Origin of the sequence: Vibrio mytili (assembly GCF_049563345.1) — a bacterium.
Classification (GTDB): domain Bacteria; phylum Pseudomonadota; class Gammaproteobacteria; order Enterobacterales; family Vibrionaceae; genus Vibrio; species Vibrio mytili.
The window spans coordinates 1,116,802-1,135,315 of the sequence record NZ_CP110481.1 but is presented as its reverse complement, the minus strand read 5'-3'; the positions used below and the strand labels follow the sequence as shown (position 1 = coordinate 1,135,315).

The following is an 18,514-nucleotide window of genomic DNA, read 5'->3' as shown; positions in this document are numbered from 1 at the left end:
AACCCAGCACTCAGGCTGGGTTTTAATGTTCTGGCGATTAATGAATTAACCGATGTGCGTTGCGCCACCCATGTATTTCTGAAGTGCAGTTGGGATTGCTATGCGACCGTCTGCTTCTTGATTGTTTTCAAGGATAGCAACCATTGTACGGCCTACTGCTAGACCAGAACCGTTTAGTGTGTGCACAAGCTCAGGTTTCTTCTCGCCTTTACGACGGAAACGCGCCTGCATACGACGAGCTTGGAAATCCCACATGTTAGAGCATGAAGAAATTTCACGGTAAGTTTCTTGCGCCGGAACCCACACTTCTAAGTCATAAGTCTTACGAGCACCGAAGCCCATATCACCTGTACATAGAACCACTTTACGGTAAGGAAGCTCTAGAAGCTGTAGCACTTTCTCAGCATGACCAGTGAGTTCTTCCAGTGCGTTCATTGAATCTTCTGGCTTGGTGATTTGTACTAGCTCAACTTTGTCGAACTGGTGCATACGAATCAATCCACGAGTATCACGCCCGTAAGAACCCGCTTCAGAGCGGAAACATGGTGTGTGTGCTGTCATCTTGATAGGCAGATCCGCTTCATCAGAGATGGTGTCACGTACCATGTTTGTGACTGGTACTTCTGCTGTTGGGATAAGCGATAGTCTACGCGGCTCTTCGTCGTTCACTTTCTCTTCAAGCGGCTCTGTGTGGAATAGGTCTTTACCAAACTTAGGCAGCTGACCTGTACCAAACAGGCTATCAGAGTTAACGAGGTACGGCACATACATTTCTGTGTAGCCGTGCTCTTCTGTATGAAGATCGAGCATGAACTGAGCAATAGCACGGTGTAAGCGCGCGAATTGTCCCTTCATGACGATAAAACGTGCCCCAGTGATCTTCGTTGCGCTTGCGAAATCAAGACCGTCACCCATTTCACCGAGATCAACGTGATCTTTCAGTTCGAAATCGTAAGTTTTTGGCTCACCCCAACGAGAGATCTCTACGTTGTCGTCCTCATCTTTACCATCTGGCACATCATCAGCTGGCAGGTTTGGAACAGATAGAGTGATCTCTTCAAGTTGAGCCATGACTGCGTCAAGTTCAACTTTTTTCGCATCTAGATCGCTACCAAGTGTACCGATTTGCTTCTTGATCTCTTCTGCACCTTCTTTATCGCCCGCCGCCATTTTTTGGCCGATTTGCTTGGAGATGGAGTTACGTGTGGATTGTAAATTTTCAACTTCTACTTGAATGGACTTGCGTTGTTCTTCAAGGTTACGGATTGTCTCGACGTCTAGCTTAAAGCCACGACGCGCCAGTTTTGCAGCTGTATCATCCAGCTCAGTTCGAAGTAATTTAGAATCCAGCATTGTTAATCCTATGCTTTTGTAGTTGTGAAGTCGCGCGCTCGCATTTTGTTAGCACGCAAAAAAATAGTTCAAATAAATGTATCCAAAAACGCTTACTTTTCATAGCGCTTTTGTTGGCTATTTGCGTCTAAATTAGCCAAGTAATCTAACTTTTCGCCGATTTTGGTTTCAAGGCCTCTGTTTGTCGGTTGATAGTACCGACGCTCTGCCATTTCGGGCGGCAGATACTTTTCTCCCGCCGCATAGGCGCCCGGCTCATCATGAGCGTAACGGTACTCTGCCCCGTAGCCCATGTCTTTCATTAAACTGGTGGGCGCATTTCGCAGATGATGAGGCACTTCATACTCAGGCAAGTTGTGAGCATCAGTTAACGCCTGTTTCCAAGCAACATAAACCGCGTTGCTCTTTGGCGCACAAGCAAGGTAGACAATCGCTTGAGCAATCGCTCTTTCACCTTCTGCGGGCCCAACTCGGGTAAAACAGTCCCAAGCAGACAACGCAACCTGCATCGCCCTTGGATCCGCGTTTCCAATATCTTCCGACGCAATCGCTAGTAGCCGTCTTGCAATATACAAGGGATCACAGCCCGCCGAAATCATCCTCGCAGCCCAGTATAATGCCCCATCAGGATTGGAACCACGGATAGACTTGTGAACAGCAGAGATCAAATCGTACCAAATATCGCCTTTGTTATCGAATCGAGATACCTTTTCTCCCGCGACTTCAGCCAACAACTTCAAGGTGATTTCTTTTTCTCCTTGAGCATTGTCTTCTGCCATATCGTACAGAAGCTCAAGGTAATTAAGAGACATACGTGCGTCACCGTTGACCAGCTCTGCCAATCGGTCCAAAACATTATCGGCAAAGTGGGCTGACGTATTTCCTAAACCGCGCTCTTTATCGTTAATGGCCTGATTTAAGGCTAACAAAATCTCATCTTTATCCAACGAGGTCAGTTTGTAAACACGCGCACGGGATAACAATGCGTTATTGAGTTCAAAGGAGGGGTTTTCTGTGGTCGCACCAATAAAAGTGACGGTCCCATCTTCAATATGAGGTAGGAAGGCATCTTGTTGAGACTTGTTGAAGCGGTGTACCTCATCGACAAAAAGGATAGTACGTCGCCCTGCCATTTTGTTCTCACGCGCCTTGTCAATCGCAGCACGAATGTCTTTCACGCCAGAAGTCACCGCTGAAACGCGTTCAACTTCAGCATTGGCATAATTCGCCGCCACTTCCGCAAGGGTTGTTTTCCCCGTCCCCGGCGGTCCCCATAAGATCATTGAGTGAATGTGTCCCGCTTCCAGCGCTCGACGTAATGGCTTCCCCGGACCGAGGATATGTTGCTGACCAATGTATTGTTCGACCGTTTGCGGTCTCATACGTGCAGCAAGGGGACGAAAATCTTCGTCCCCTGAGAAATCTAATGTGTAATTCGTCACGACCAGTTAGTTCCTTTGGTCATCCACTTCCACACCTTTTGGAATCGTGAATGTAAATCGGTTAGCTTTAGGCTTTCCTAGCTTCACATTGCTGAATTTGAACAAGCCTTTTTGACCGTCTTGTTCAATCACATTGAAGCCTTTAACAATACCTTTGGTATCGATATTGATTTGAAATCGGCCTTGTGTCGAGTCAACCGCTGTAGGGATAAGAGTAAATTCATTGCCTTTCTGCGACACTGAATAGTTGTCCCAATCACTAGCTCGATTACGAGTCAAAAGTACAAATGGAGTTTGCTCAGCAGCTTGTTCTTGCCAATAAATACTGACTTGCTCAATAAACGGACTGTAGTACCAGAGCGTCTTGCCATCTGAGATCAATAAGTTTTCATCAGGAAAGGTGGTACTCCAACGAAATAGACTTGGGCGAGAAATTTCCACAGTACCCTCGCCTTCCATCACCGTTTCGCCCTCTGGGCTGATCACCTTTTGAGAGAAATCCGCACTAAAACCTTCATTTATCGATAAACGCTTGTTCAATTCCGCTTTTGGGGTCGCAGCATTCGCGACCGAGAAAATAGAAAGACTCAATACAACTGCAGAGAAGAGTTTCGCTGAAAATGATTTTTTCATTCAAATACCTATCACGGGGTCAAGAGACCGATTATTACTCATCTCTTATATGACAGAGATGAGTAAGAGTCGTTCATTAATCTTTTGGTGGCGCGGGGGCTAGCACTTCACGATTACCGTTATGGCCTGGAGCACTAACAATACCTTGAGCTTCTAACTGCTCGACAATACGAGCAGCACGGTTATAACCAATCTTAAAGCGACGTTGAACACCAGAAACCGAACCGCGACGTGACTGAACCACATGTTCTACTACCTGATCGAACAGTGGGTCGACATCTTCATCGGCTTCCATTTGTTCACCTGGCAGTAAACTTTCTGGACCCTGCTCACCACTAATGATTTCATCGATGTAGTTTGGTTTACCACGCGCTTTCCAGTTGTTAACCACAGCGTGTACATCATCGTCCGAAGCGAATGCACCGTGTACACGAGTGGTATGGCTTGAACCCGGAGGTAAGTAAAGCATATCACCCATACCCAGCAGTGACTCCGCGCCGCCTTGATCTAGAATGGTACGAGAGTCAGTTTTGGTCGATACGGTAAACGCCACACGCGTTGGAATGTTCGCTTTAATCAAGCCTGTAATAACATCAACAGATGGACGCTGAGTCGCGAGAATCAAGTGAATCCCTGCTGCACGCGCTTTTTGTGCTAAACGAGCGATCAGTTCTTCAACTTTCTTACCAACAACCATCATCAAGTCGGCAAATTCATCAACCACAACCACGATATACGGCAGTCTTTCTAACAACGGTGGCTCAGTATCCATACTGTCGCCTTCTTGCCAGAATGGATCATGGATTGGGTGGCCCGCTTCTGCTGCCATCTTAAGCTTCTCATTAAAGCCTTTGACATTACGGACGCCCAATGCCGACATCAGTTTGTAACGACGCTCCATTTCACCCACACACCAACGGAGTGCGTTAGAAGCATCTTTCATATCCGTTACAACTTCAGAAAGAAGATGCGGAATGCCTTCGTAAATCGACAGCTCCAGCATTTTCGGGTCAATCATGATAAAACGCAGATCTTCTGGCGATGCCTTGTATAGCATACTCAAAATCATCACGTTCACACCGACCGATTTACCTGAACCCGTTGTACCTGCGACAAGTACGTGCGGCATCTTCGCAATGTCAGCGATGACGGCTTCACCCGCAATGTCTTGACCTAAAACCACCGTTGTAGGTGATGTGGCGTTTTCAAACTGAGGGCTGTTAATGACATCAGATAAATAAACTGTCTGACGACTCATGTTTGGCAGCTCTAGACCCACATAAGGTTTACCCGGGATCACTTCCACCACACGGACTGCCATTGCTGATAGTGCACGTGCTAGGTCCATTGAAAGGCCGGAAATGCGACTTACTTTTACACCCGGAGCTAAATCTAACTCAAAGCGTGTGATAACGGGGCCAGGATAAATACCCACCACATCAGCTTTGATCTTGTAGTCGGCCAGCTTGGTTTCTACAAGGCGCGCGACTTCTTCTAACGCATCGCGATCAATGAAATTTTCTCGCTTCTCTGGATGATAAAGTAACTCAAGTGTTGGTAGAGGCTCTTCTGGTACAGGCAAGTTCTCTTCTTGCTTCATCAAGAATGGGTTTTGCGTAGCTGCAACTTTTGCTTGTGCATTTGAGACCATTCCTTGGAATGCGGCAACATCTTGATCACCTTCGCTCACTTCTTCCACCACAGGTTCTACAACATCGGATTGTGTGGCTTGTGGCGCTGGTTCAAATGTTGCCTGAGTTGGCGTTCCAGATTGTGACTCCACAGGCTGTGCAGACATTGCCGATGGCTGCTGTGTATGGTGAGTATGCTGCGGAGCTTGCTCTGTTACAACAGGCTGAGCAGAGACATAATCATCTTCGTCATCAAGCACATCAAAGTCTGAAATGGTCGGTTCAATGTGTGCACCAGGTTCCGTATTCGCAGAGATAGTATCTAAAGACGCGGTATCAATAACCGGAGTGTCTTCCATCTCGTCTTGTATTTGTTGCTGATGTTGCTGATGTTGAGGCTGTGACTGAGCTTGCTCAGCCGCGAAAGACTCATATGCAGCGTACTCAGGCTCAGGCTGGTGCGCTGGATTCTCTGCATACGACTGCTGGTACTGAGTCGGTGCCAATAAAGGATCCTGCTCTGTTGCCCAGTCGTCCGCCTGTTGCGCAGCGGCTTCTAACGCTTCAATCGTGACATCCAGTTGCTTACTTCTTTCTATGGATGGATTAACACCATCAGTGTTGACTGGCTGCATTTGAGATTGTGCTTGTGCTCGAGATTGAACAGGAGATTGCTCTTGAACCTGCGGTTTCGGTTGAGCAGACACAGGTGTCGCAGTGGGTGCAGCACTCGGACTTGGCGCTGGTTCGGCCACGGGAGGTGCGTCCCTATGGGGCTCACTTTCCACAGCAGATCGAGTCACCGTTTTTTCAGGCTGAGTTTGTGGCATGTAAATTGGGTATTCGTGTGATGCCACTTGCGGTTTAGGCTCATCAACATCATAAGCAGTAAGATGCGGTAACGTATCTTCTGCCAGTTCATCACCAGAATGCTTGTTCGTCACTTGGTCGTCAATAAACTCATCGAGTTGCGGTTCAATTGTTTCTTGCTCCGAACCTCTTACTTTGTTGGCTGTCGCCCCCACTAAAGCAAGAGCACGATCACCAAGCCATTCAACGATATTTAGCCATGATATCCCTGTAAAGAGCGTAAAGCCGGCCCCCCAGAGGAAAAGTAGTACGAGAGTAGTGCCTAGGACATTCAGAGTCGGTAGGGACAAGCTGGTCAGCACATCGCCGACAACTCCGCCCGACGAGAAGTACCAAATATCATCAAAGTTGATATCGGCCAAACCGCAACTGGTCATAATCAAAACTGTGAGGCCCAGTAAACGGGTTCCCCACAGCATGAAATCAATCGGTTCATCTTCACCGCGTTTACGACAAATCACCCATGCAGCAACCGCCAGTAAAAACGGTAACGGGTAAGCGAGCGAACCAAAAGTAAAGAATAGGGTATCGGCTAGCCAGGCTCCAAATAAGCCACCAGCGTTGTTAATCTCCCCTCCCCAAGCAGTTTGGGACCAAGAAGGATCGGCAGGGCTAAAAGTAAATAGTGCCACAGCGAGTAGGATCGAGCTAAGAACGCCAACGATAAAGCAGCACTCTTTTAAGCGTTGGAAACCATTTAAGCGAGAAGACTGAGGCTCTTCACTAGTTTTAATAATAGTTTCGACTTTCTTTGCGTTCTCTTTGAACATAAATCAACTTGAATATGGAAGTGAATTGGGAATTTATACATTCCGAGCGGCATTAAGCCGCTCGGTAAATTGATTTAACCATATCAAAGAGAAAAACCCAATTGTTCTCTGTCGAAAGCAGTATCATATACTGTTTTCTTTGCAAGAATTTAACGAGTTTTAATCACAAGCTGGTTAGATTGCTTCACTTCTTCCATTACAACGTAGGTACGCGTGTCATTTACACCAGGTAAACGCAGTAGCGTATCACCAAGTAATCGACGGTAAGCACCCATATCCGATACACGGGTTTTAAGAAGATAATCGAAGTCACCTGAAACGAGATGACACTCTTGGATGTCGTCTAGTTTTTGCACAGCCGCATTGAATTGCTCAAACACATCTGGCGCACCACGGTTTAAGGTAATTTCAACAAAGACTAAAAGTGATGCATCGAGAAACTGCGGATTCAGTAACGCAGTGTATCCTGTAATGTAGCCCTGACGCTCTAAGCGACGTACACGCTCCAAACATGGCGTTGGAGAAAGTCCTACTCGTTTTGAAAGCTCAACGTTCGAAATACGACCGTCTTTCTGCAGTTCATTGAGAATGTTGCGGTCAATACGGTCTAGTTCCTTGGACGGTTTTTTATAGTTGTCTACCATTTTTTATTCCACCTTATTACTTCCTTGCAAAAAAATATACTACAACTTTTTAATATTTGGTGACAAATATTGCTGATCAATAACTATACTAGTCATTAACTCGACAATAACACCCTACTAACAGTCAATACAACCATTATATAAAGAGGATTTAGGATGATCATTGGTGTACCTAAGGAAATCAAAAACCACGAATACCGTGTTGGCATGATCCCAGCGAGTGTGAGAGAACTTATCTCACATGGCCACCAAGTTATGATTGAGACCAATGCAGGTGCCGGCATTGGTTTTTCAGACGATGATTACATCGCTGTCGGCGCATCCATTCTCCCGCATGCTGCTGACGTTTTCGCGAAAGCAGACATGATAGTAAAAGTGAAAGAACCCCAAGCGGTTGAAAGAGCAATGCTCCGCGAAGGGCAAATTTTATTTACTTATTTACACCTAGCACCAGATTTTCCACAAACTGATGAGCTAATCAAGAGCAAAGCTGTCTGTATAGCCTACGAGACTGTAACAGATAATATGGGTCGTTTACCACTGTTAGCACCAATGTCTGAAGTGGCAGGTCGCATGTCGATTCAAGCTGGTGCGCAGACCTTGGAAAAATCGCGAGGCGGCAGTGGTTTATTGCTTGGTGGCGTCCCTGGCGTTGGTCCTGCAAAAGTCGTGATTGTCGGCGGTGGTGTCGTTGGTGCTAACGCTGCTCGTATGGCTGTCGGACTCCGTGCAGATGTCACCATCCTTGATCGCAACGTCGATACACTACGTCGATTGGATGAAGAATTCCAAGGCCAAGCAAAAGTGATTTATTCTACTGAAGACGCTATAGAGAAGCATGTTCTAGAAGCGGACTTAGTAATTGGAGCGGTTCTGATCCCTGGCGCAGCAGCGCCTAAACTGGTGACGAAAGAGCACATTGCGAAGATGAAGCCAGGCTCTGCGGTCGTTGACGTCGCGATAGACCAAGGTGGTTGCTTTGAAACCTCACACGCGACAACCCATGCAGAACCCACTTACATCGTCGATGATGTAGTCCATTACTGTGTCGCAAACATGCCAGGTGCAGTGGCTCGCACTTCAACATTTGCCCTTAACAATGCCACATTACCGTATATTGTTAGGCTCGCAAACAAAGGCTACCGTGAGGCACTTCTCGAAGACAATGGCTTCTTAGAAGGCTTAAATGTTATTCACGGTAAAGTCACTTGCAAAGAAGTAGCAGAAAGTTTCGGCTTAGAATATGTCGATCCTAAACAAGCCATTGCCTTATTTAATTAATGGCGAAAATCGTTTAAGCAGTGACAGGTAACATCGCCATTGTCACGTATAGTTTACAAAGCCCACCTAAAAGTGGGCTTTTTCGTATATAGCATTTGGAAATAGAAGATAACTAATTCCTATATGCACAAATTAAAATGTTTCGAGGTGTAACACAGTTGGTGCAAAACTCTGATAAAGTAACACGATAACCACGTTGCTCAAGATAAAGTGCTTTATCTAATGCAAGCCATATTTCCAATGGCCGTTGAAACATCATCTGAACTAAACTGATTCTCTCCATGTGCCAAAAGCGTTGTTCACCTAAACGCTCAAACTGGTCAAAATCAATCCTATCATCCAACTCAATGCTTTTCTGCTCCGCAGCCCAATGACAAAAAGCCTCGAACCCTTCACTAAGCATCGACTTACGAATACTCGGAACGGGTACGTATTGTTTGATACCAAGCCATTGGCGAGTGATCAAATCGAAGCCGAGGCGAAATACCATTTCTTGTTGGCGATGGCGATGTACGCGACTCCCGCCCGTAATCGTTTGCTGTAATGGAATCCGCAACTCTTGTTTAGAGAGCATCAACTCTGACGCTTTCCCCTGCTCTGATAACGCTTGATAATATTCACTCTGAATCAGATGGTAACAACACGGAGCAATCGTCATAGCCGCAACCCTTTTTTCCGCACCATACTGCATTAAGCGAACGTGTAAGTCGCCACAAGCATGCAGTGCCACCGCGTGTTGATTCGGTTTAAATATCGCTTTCGCTGACGGTGCAAATGCATCCCCTTGTACGAATGTCATCTTCCATTGATTAGCATCTGCGGCTTGTTGTCCTGACTCGCACAACGATTGTTGATATTCAAAACTGGTCACTGGCTGATGAGTTTGTGTGGTTAATATTCGCCCTAAGTATCCCTTCCCAGAACACCACTCTAGCCACTCTTCTCCTTGATGCGCTTGTATTGCCGCTTCTCCCATCGAAGTAATCTGAGTCAGCTTGCGACCGGGGATACCCTTATCCAGTCCACGCTCCAGAGTTAAGCCCGTTAAGTTGCGAAGCTTTAATTGTGTGCATTCACGGAGAGCCTGGAGAAATGGTAAAAAAGAACATAATTCCGTTAAAGCTGATTCAGGCTGTGATTTGAAGTGATCAATTTGCGAAGGCGAAAGTGTACTCAGCCACTGGCACATTACGGGGTATTCTTCTATCCAAGGCAGTGATGGATGAAGGCTCGCCTTGAATGGATCCAATCGCCAAAACGATTGATGCTCCATTAAGCAATCTGTGATGAATTGAAATTGCGTTTGCATAGTCCCCCCTACTGCGGAGGCGTATTGTATACTCAAGCGACTCGTTCCAAAAGTTCCAAACCAGCAGCTTGAGTTTATTTGTCGATAATCTTATTTCGCTAGATAGTCTTATATAGTTATAAGTGAAGAAAAGACTTATCTCACAGGCAAGTCGATATCTTTAAACATTTCCTCAATTTCAACATTCGATTTTAACGAAATGGCTTGCTCTACGACTGGTCGCGTTAGGTGTGGAGCAAAACGCTCCATAAAATCAAACATGTAAGAACGTAAGAACGTGCCGCGTCGGAATCCGATACTCGTCGTACTGGCCCCAAACAAATGACTCGCATCAATGGAGACAAGATCCTTATCTTGTTCAGCATCTACTGCCATACTGGCAATCACACCGACACCAATCCCCATGCGCACATAAGTTTTAATTACATCAGCATCGGTAGCAGTAAAGACCACTCGAGGAGTGAGACCTTCACGGTTAAATGCAGTATCGAGCTCTGATCGACCAGTAAAGCCAAAAACATAAGTCACTAATGGATATGCGGCCAAATCGTGAATGGTTACGACACTCTTCTTCGCCAAAGCATGACCTTTAGGTACCACTATCGAACGGTTCCAATGATAACAAGGTAGCATGATGGCATCTTGGTATAGATGCAGTGCTTCGGTCGCAATGGCAAAGTTAGCCGTCCCTTTTGCGATCGCTTCTGACATTTGAGATGGCGTACCTTGGTGCATGTGAAGAGAGACTTTGGGGTAACGTTTGGTAAAGCCTTTAATGACATCAGGCAGCGCATAACGAGCTTGAGTATGGGTCGTGGTAATGTTCAAAGTCCCCATTTCAGGGTGAGTATGTTCACCAGCAACCGCTTTGATACTCTCAACTCGTGCAAGAATTTCTTGAGAAATACGGACGATTTGTTCGCCAGCTGGAGTCACCTGCGTCAGGTGCTTACCACTTCTCTCAAAAATCTGAATCCCCAGCTCATCTTCTAGTAGACGAACCTGCTTACTGATACCGGGCTGTGAGGTATATAAGCTTTCTGCTGTCGCAGAAACATTCAGATTATGGTTGACCACTTCAACAATATACTTCAGCTGTTGCAGCTTCATCGTAATCCCTTACTCATTAGGCGTTCTTCAATCACGCATGACTAAACACAAAATTAAAAACAAAACGGTCGCTCAAACGAGCGATATAATAATTAGTTATAACGCTTTCACCCCAAAATGAACAGAATTTTCTAACATATACCCAAATAACCTCATGATGCATGATTTTGCGAAAGTAACCTAACAAGAGTAATCGGCTTTGCACGAAATAACTTGTTTACCCAAGTGGGCTTGTTGACTGGAAGTAGAGCGTTTACACGAAATAGTTTAGTCAGCTGAAACAAAAAGAATTAAGTTGCATATCAGCATCCGCTAATCCTGATTTTCTCACTCACAACAGAGACTAAAACGTGGTTTGAGCTAAATAATCAAATAAATAGGGTGCCGGGAGAGATGAGATTCATGTATTCTTGAACACTAGCCGTAGAAATGGAAAAGCAGACGCAAAGATATGAATATTGGTTTAATAATCGCTTTGGTAGCCGTACTTCTGGTGTTGGTCCTTGGCTATAACATCATGTTGCAATATAAAGTGAAGGCTGAAACAGCAAAAAGACAAGAGTCCGCTCGTTATGTGACTCTTATTGATAGCACAGAAGAATTGATTGGCCACGCTCACCATATTCCTTTTAGTAAGGATCTACTGCTTTGTCTTAATAACCGTATACTTGATGCGCTGGAAAGTATGTATCAGCTCGATCCCAAGAACAAACAACTGGCGCAACGTGTCGCCAATATGAAGCAACAGATCGAGCAACTAAAAAACAATGATCAAATCGGTGAAAGCACCACATTTAAAATGCCTACCAGTGATAAACAAGCGATTGCGATGTTGAAACTGGTTAAACGTCTTCGCGATACAATCAGAAACGAACACAATAAAGGTCGTTTTGATACCCAATCATACGTGACCGAGAATGCACGCTTGGAAACCATTCAAATTCGAATCAATATAGAAAACGTCATAAAACGTGCTAATGATTCTATCGCTCGTGGTCAGCCAGGAACCGCGCTCCAGTTGTTACGCAAAGGTATTGACGCTCTGAGTACCAAAAGCGATGCCTACTCTATTCAAGCGAAAGAGAAGCTAGAGCAGATGTTAAACGACTTAGATAAAAAGCGTCAGGTTAAAAACGATGAAGAAATGCAGCAACTTGCTGACAAAGAGCGTGATGATGATATGGAAGCACTCTTCGGTGAAAAGAAAAAATGGTAATATCTGTCTCTAAGTGACTTCAAGCATACAAAAGGCTGCAGACGCAGCCTTTTTGCTATCCAAATTCTTATTCAGGGTATCTCCCAATCCTACTCCGAATAACCAGTATTAGATCGTAACGTATAAAATATAACATGATAAATTTAGACGCCTATCGAGAGCTTCTTGCTCCTATCCAGCAGTTTCTTCATTGCCACACTCCTGACGAGTGGGTAGCAGAAGCAAAAAAACCGGAAAATCTACAGACCATTTTAGTCGATCACTTGTTGTGCGAGCTGAAAGCGGGACAATCTGCTATGTTTCTCATTCGCAAATATGCCGTTGATCAGGCAAGCTCCAGCGCATTACTCGATTGGTTTAAGCCTTACGAAGATTTCGCGTACCGTTACATTGGCTCGCTCGAGACTTTAAAGGGCAAAAGTAATATCTCTAAAGCCATCATGGCGAAATCCAGCTCTCCTTACAGCCAAGATTTGATTGATAAGATGGTTCTGCTGATCAAAGAAGAACTGCATCACTTTTATCAAGTACTGGAAATCATGGAAAGCCGAGGGATCGAATATCAAAATATCCCTGCTAGTCGTTATGCAAAGGGACTGATTTCACATATGAAGACCCATGAGCCAGAAACTCTGATCGACAAGCTGATCATCGGTGCATACATAGAGGCACGCTCATGTGAACGGTTTGCTATACTCGCGCCTCATATGGATGACGACATCGCAAAATTCTATGTCTCTTTGCTACGCTCAGAAGCACGTCACTACCAAGACTACTTAGCATTAGCAGAACAAATCGCAGGGAAAGACATTAGTGAGAGGATCGCTTATTTTGGCCAAGTAGAAGCAGAGCTCATCTCTACTTCCGATATGGATTTTAAATTCCACAGTGGAGTTCCTGTTTAATCCTCTTTCTTATCAGATGCATACCAAATTCTGTCATATACCGTATATCAAGCCAGTCGATCTAATCGCTGGCTTTTTTTATGTTTCTTACTACAAAGATCTTGCGACTTTTTTTTGCTGAAATATACTGTATGAATATACAGGTATTTACTATGCAAGATATTATTCAACACTTAAAAAGCCAACGCCTTGTGTGGCAAGCAAATTTAACTCAGCCCACTCAACATCAACACCTCAACAGTTCGGGTTTTTCGGAGCTAGATAGCTTGTTAGAAGGTGGCTACCCTCCTCATGGTGTCATCGAGATGGAATCACTCGGTAGCATTGGAGAATTGCGCCTGCTCGCGCCTTATTTGGAATCGACCTTATCCGAAGGGATCACCGCGTTTATTCAACCACCAGCATTGCTCAGTTCTCTTTTTCTGCACAGTATTGGGCTGGATATAAACCAAGTCTGGGTGGTGACACCAGATCAACCTCGTGATGCGCTTTGGGCGGCTGAGCAATGCTTAAAAAGCGGCGTTTGTAGCAATGTATTATTATGGCAGGACGAATTAGAAATCCATCAGGTTAAACGACTTCAAGTCGCCAGTGAACAAGGCACTTGCCCTCTTTTTATGTTGAAGCCAATCATGACTAACCGTTTATCTCTCCCTGTATCCCTTAGCCTCAAAATACAAGGGCAAAATCAAGGTGTCCGTGTTGAAGTATTAAAACGCAAAGGGGGATGGCGTAAAGGGCAAGTTGACATCAGCTTTCAACATCATTACCCGCAATTAGTGGTACCAACAAAGTCACACACGCCATCGACTATTCTCCACTTTCCCGTTGCGCATCAGGGATAGTCGTATGTCTTTATGGATTTATCTACACTTTCCTCGTTTGCAATTAGACGCACTATTTGCTGAAAACCAAACACAGCCAGTCGTGATCGTCGAGAGTCAGCGCTGTCGCATCATTCAGTACAATGATGAGGCAAAACGGCAAGGTATTAAGCTCGGTATGGGTTTAGGAAGCGCGGCGTCTTTATGTCGTGATTTACAAGTACACCCGTATCATCCTCAAGCAGAACAGAACAAATTATACGAAGTGGCGCACTGGCTGTACCTGATTACATCGGATGTGGTGTTAATGCCAAATCAGGGTATCTTGCTACGCGCGACGCCAATGCTCAGCCTGTACGAAGGGTTAGAAAACTACTGGTGTAAAGTCTATTCACACTTAGCTACGTTAACGCTGAGTTTTCAATTTGGCTGCGGATTTTCCCCTCTTTCCGCTAAGCTAATGGCGCTGTCAGGCAGCAATCAGCTCAGTGAAGATAAAGATGCTCTCCAAGCATCTTTGAATACTTTGCCATTGACGTTAACAGACCTATCACCATCTATTATCACTAAACTACAGCGCGTCGGCGTCAACACATTACAAGGGTTGCTCGAACTCCCACTACAGGACATTGCCCGTCGTTTTGATATTGATTTAGTTAATTACGTGGGAAGACTGACTGGCCAATTTAAACACCCAGTCGACTTTTATCACCCAACCGAATCATTCCAAGTCTATTTAGAGCTGTTATTTGAGCTAGAAAATGTTCAATGGATAGAGAAGCCCTTAGCTAAGCTTTTACTGCAACTCGAAACTTTTCTTAAGTTAAGAGATAAAGTGGCCTTCGAACTCTGCTTAACGCTCCACCAGCGCGATAATTACGTGCAGCACCTCTCGTTGACCTCTGCACAGGGTGATTATCTTTGTCAACGCTGGCAAACGCTGGCTAGCTTAAGCCTAGAGTCTCTGACACTCAATGGGCCCGTAGTTGGCTTAAGCCTACAAGTCGTTCGTTACGGAGAGCCTCTCAATACTGCTCTCGACCTCTTTGCTGGTCAAAAAGGTCAAGTGAGTGATCTCGAATTGCTCTCTTTATTACAAGCAAAACTAGGCAAAGGTTCCATACTAAAGCCACAGATCGCTTGTGATCCAAGGCCAGAAAAAGCCTGCCAATATCGCGCTGCCGATAAACCAAATGTCCATCTTTCTTCCATTCCTCAGTTATTACGTCCCGCGATGCAATTGTCGACTCCGATGCCATTGCAAGAGCAAGTGTCTTTAGTGCGCGGCCCCGAGCGAATCGTATCAGGCTGGTGGGACGGAGATGAGATCATGCGTGACTACTATATTGCACATACTCAGCAAGGTCGTTGGCTATGGGTGTTTCGCGATCAACACAAGCGTTGGTTTCTTCATGGCTATTTTTGTTAAAGCATCATGAGTTACGCAGAACTGTTTTGTCAGTCCAACTTTTCGTTTCTTACTGGTGCTTCTCACGCAGAAGAGCTCGTGATGCAGGCGGCTTTCTATCGCTACCAGGCGATTGCGATCACCGATGAGTGCTCTGTTGCCGGCGTGGTGAAAGCACACTCAACGATCAAACAGCATCAACTTGATGTCCAGCTCATTATCGGCAGCATGTTCTGGCTCAATAAGGAGTGCCAACTGGTGTTGCTTTGCCCATGTCGGAAAGCTTATGCCGAACTATGCCGGATCATTACCAATGCTAGGCGCCGGAGCGAAAAAGGCCACTATCAACTCTCCGAATGGGACTTAATGTCCATTAAGCATTGCTTTGTCTTATGGCTGCCAAAGCATCAAGCAAGTGATCGTTACTGGGGGCGCTGGCTTAATCAACATCATAATCACCGCTTGTGGATCGCGGTTCAGCGTCATCTAGAGTGTGATGACGAACGTTATCTGAAACATTGTCAAGCACTTGCCCATGAGCTCCAACTGCCTATCACAGCTTGCGGTGGCGCTCTTATGCATACGACGGAACGTTTACCACTACAACATGCGCTTACTGCGACAAAGTATGGCTGTAGCATCGATAAGCTTGGCTTCGAGCGCCTTTCCAATGCAGAACGGGCTTTACGCCCAATAAATAAGCTCTTGCGTATCTATCAATCCGCTTGGCTTACTGAAAGCACTCGCATTGCCAACTTGTGTCAATTTTCTCTCGATGAACTTAAATACGAATATCCAACCGAGTTAATTCCTAACGGTGAAACCCCCTCGTCTTACCTACGCAAATTGGTTGAACATGGCAAACGAGCCCGTTTTCCCGGTGGCGTCCCAGAACCGATCAATCAAACCATTGAGAAAGAACTTAGTTTGATTGAAGAGCTGAACTATCATTATTACTTTTTAACCATTCATGACATGGTCATGTTCGCCAAAAAGCAAGGTATTCTCTATCAAGGACGCGGCTCTGCGGCGAACTCGGTGGTGTGCTACTGCCTAGAGATCACTTCCGTTGATCCGCGGCAAATCTCAGTGTTGTTCGAACGTTTTATCAGTAAAGAACGTGATGAGCCGCCAGATATTGATGTCGATTTTGAACACGAACGTCGTGAAGAGGTCATCCAATACATCTACAGAAAATATGGTCGTGAACGTGCCGCTTTGGCCGCTACTGTAATCAGTTATCGGTTTAAAAGTGCCGTACGTGAAGTGGGTAAAGCATTGGGCATTGAAGAAACCCAACTGGATTTCTTTATTAAAAATGTCAACCGACGTGATCGGACTCAAGGCTGGCAAGCTCAGATCATTGAGTTAGGCTTACAACCTGAGTCACTCAAAGGACAGCAATTTATCCACCTGGTTAACGAGATAATTGGATTTCCACGCCACTTGTCTCAGCACGTTGGTGGCTTTGTCATTTCTTCCGGCCCTCTTTATGAACTGGTTCCTGTAGAAAATGCGGCTATGGCAGATCGCACCATCATACAGTGGGATAAAGACGACTTAGAAAGCTTGAAACTCCTCAAAGTAGACGTCCTTGCTCTCGGTATGTTGAACGCAATTCGCAAATGCTTTCAGCTGATCGAAAAACACCACCAGCGTACGCTCTCTATTGCAGAGATCACCCGACTTCAAGATGACCCACACGTATATCGGATGCTCCAAAAAGCAGATACCGTTGGTGTTTTTCAAATAGAATCCAGAGCGCAAATGAGTATGCTGCCACGCTTAAAACCCCGTTGCTATTACGACTTGGTGATTCAAATTGCGATAGTTCGCCCTGGACCAATTCAAGGCGACATGGTTCACCCCTTCCTAAAAAGGCGCAATGGAGAAGAACCGATTCGCTACCCATCAGAAGAAGTTCGGGATGTGTTAGAACGCACTATGGGCGTGCCAATATTTCAGGAACAGGTCATCAAACTGGCCATGGTTGCCGCAGGCTTTAGTGGTGGTGAAGCCGATCAGCTACGTCGAGCAATGGCGGCATGGAAAAAGAACGGCGATCTAGCGAAGTTTAAACCCAAACTTATCGATGGCATGTTAGAGCGAGGCTATGAGTTAACCTTTGCCGAACGTATTTTTGAGCAGATTTGTGGGTTTGGTGAGTACGGGTTTCCCGAAAGTCACTCTGCCTCGTTTGCAGTACTGGCTTATTGCTCTGCGTGGTTGAAGTATTATTACCCTGCCGAATTTTACACCGCACTGTTAAACAGCCAACCTATGGGGTTTTACAGCCCATCACAATTGGTTCAGGATGCTCGTCGACATGGTGTCGAAATACTGCCGGTATGCATTAACCAGTCTCTTGACCAGCATCACCTACAAACACAAACAAGTGGTCGATTGGGAGTACAACTCGGCTTTCGCTTAGTCAAAGGAATCAGCACAGAAAGCGCCTCAAAATTAGTGAAACAAAGACCAAAACAAGGCTATCGCTCTATCCAAGAAGTAAAATCGGTCGTCAAAAATCAACGTGATATCGAATTATTGGCCTCCGCCAATGCATTTCAAGCGCTGTCAGGTGACCGTTACCGGGCTCGCTGGGCAGCAATGGATTCTTTATGTGACTTACCGTTGTTTAGTCACATAAAAGACCCCGATACACCTTATTATCCAACACGCCCATCAGAATACGACACATTGATCGAAGATTATGCTAGTACAGGGCTTTCTCTTAACCATCACCCGATTACTTTGCTGGATAAAGCAGGCAAGTTACCTCGTTTTACTCGTATGAAAGCATTAGTCGAGAAACCACATAAGTCATTGGTGACTATCGTGGGAGTGGTCACCGGAAGACAATCCCCAGGGACAGCCGCAGGTGTAACTTTTGTTACCCTAGAGGATGATACTGGGAACATTAACGTCATCGTGTGGAGCGCAACAGCACGAGCACAAAAGCAGACTTATCTCACCTCAAAAGTGCTGATGGTGAAAGGAATTTTAGAGCGAGAAGGAGAAGTGATTCACGTCATTGCTGGTAAGCTCATTGATTACACACATGAACTCGCCGAACTGCAAAGCCATTCACGGGACTTTCATTAACCCCAAGACTACA

General features: G+C 45.5%; 13 protein-coding genes. 6 read left to right on the top strand and 7 right to left on the bottom strand.

Translation table 11 applies throughout. The features are described 5' to 3' along the window. Window positions 1-45: 45 nt before the first annotated feature. The 5 genes from serS to lrp form a co-directional block, all read right to left on the bottom strand. Window positions 46-1,353, bottom strand: a complete 1,308-nt coding sequence (serS, locus tag ONE56_RS05290) for a serine--tRNA ligase (RefSeq protein WP_041156617.1) — start codon at window positions 1,351-1,353, stop codon at window positions 46-48. Window positions 1,354-1,445: 92 nt separating this feature from the next. Then, complete coding sequence (locus ONE56_RS05285) at window positions 1,446-2,735, bottom strand: replication-associated recombination protein A (RefSeq protein ID WP_408058847.1); 1,290 nt, start codon at window positions 2,733-2,735, stop codon at window positions 1,446-1,448. A 66-nt stretch (window positions 2,736-2,801) separates the two neighbouring features. Continuing rightward, window positions 2,802-3,428, bottom strand: a complete 627-nt coding sequence (lolA, locus tag ONE56_RS05280; protein ID WP_041156619.1) for an outer membrane lipoprotein chaperone LolA — start codon at window positions 3,426-3,428, stop codon at window positions 2,802-2,804. 76 nt (window positions 3,429-3,504) lie between these two features. Then, window positions 3,505-6,699: a DNA translocase FtsK 4TM domain-containing protein gene (locus tag ONE56_RS05275; RefSeq protein ID WP_423840354.1), complete on the bottom strand. Its 3,195-nt coding sequence runs from the start codon at window positions 6,697-6,699 to the stop codon at window positions 3,505-3,507. Between the two features lie 149 nt (window positions 6,700-6,848). Beyond that, window positions 6,849-7,343: a leucine-responsive transcriptional regulator Lrp gene (lrp, locus tag ONE56_RS05270; RefSeq protein ID WP_041156621.1), complete on the bottom strand. Its 495-nt coding sequence runs from the start codon at window positions 7,341-7,343 to the stop codon at window positions 6,849-6,851. 156 nt (window positions 7,344-7,499) lie between these two features. Here lrp and ald point away from each other — a divergent pair, with 156 nt between their 5' ends. After that, complete coding sequence (gene ald, locus ONE56_RS05265) at window positions 7,500-8,624, top strand: alanine dehydrogenase (protein ID WP_331438017.1); 1,125 nt, start codon at window positions 7,500-7,502, stop codon at window positions 8,622-8,624. A 112-nt stretch (window positions 8,625-8,736) separates the two neighbouring features. On the opposite strand, the gene ONE56_RS05260 is transcribed toward ald, so the two are convergent. Continuing rightward, on the bottom strand, window positions 8,737-9,933 hold the full coding sequence (locus ONE56_RS05260; RefSeq protein WP_331438018.1) for a methyltransferase: 1,197 nt from the start codon (window positions 9,931-9,933) through the stop codon (window positions 8,737-8,739). Between the two features lie 135 nt (window positions 9,934-10,068). Continuing rightward, on the bottom strand, window positions 10,069-11,043 hold the full coding sequence (gene cysB / locus ONE56_RS05255) for an HTH-type transcriptional regulator CysB (RefSeq protein ID WP_041156384.1): 975 nt from the start codon (window positions 11,041-11,043) through the stop codon (window positions 10,069-10,071). Between the two features lie 451 nt (window positions 11,044-11,494). On the opposite strand from cysB, the gene ONE56_RS05250 reads away from it, so the two are divergent. From ONE56_RS05250 to ONE56_RS05230, 5 genes are all read left to right on the top strand, one after another. Further along, window positions 11,495-12,259, top strand: a complete 765-nt coding sequence (locus tag ONE56_RS05250; protein ID WP_041156385.1) for a hypothetical protein — start codon at window positions 11,495-11,497, stop codon at window positions 12,257-12,259. 134 nt (window positions 12,260-12,393) lie between these two features. After that, a complete protein-coding gene (gene miaE / locus ONE56_RS05245; protein WP_041156386.1) occupies window positions 12,394-13,164 on the top strand; it encodes a tRNA isopentenyl-2-thiomethyl-A-37 hydroxylase MiaE in 771 nt (256 codons plus the stop codon). Window positions 13,165-13,316: 152 nt separating this feature from the next. Further along, on the top strand, window positions 13,317-14,009 hold the full coding sequence (imuA, locus tag ONE56_RS05240; protein ID WP_423840353.1) for a translesion DNA synthesis-associated protein ImuA: 693 nt from the start codon (window positions 13,317-13,319) through the stop codon (window positions 14,007-14,009). Between the two features lie 4 nt (window positions 14,010-14,013). Further along, window positions 14,014-15,417, top strand: a complete 1,404-nt coding sequence (locus ONE56_RS05235; protein ID WP_423840352.1) for a Y-family DNA polymerase — start codon at window positions 14,014-14,016, stop codon at window positions 15,415-15,417. Window positions 15,418-15,423: 6 nt separating this feature from the next. Continuing rightward, window positions 15,424-18,501, top strand: coding sequence for an error-prone DNA polymerase (locus ONE56_RS05230; RefSeq protein ID WP_423840351.1), 3,078 nt, complete (start codon window positions 15,424-15,426; stop codon window positions 18,499-18,501). The last annotated feature ends 13 nt before the right edge of the window (window positions 18,502-18,514 follow it).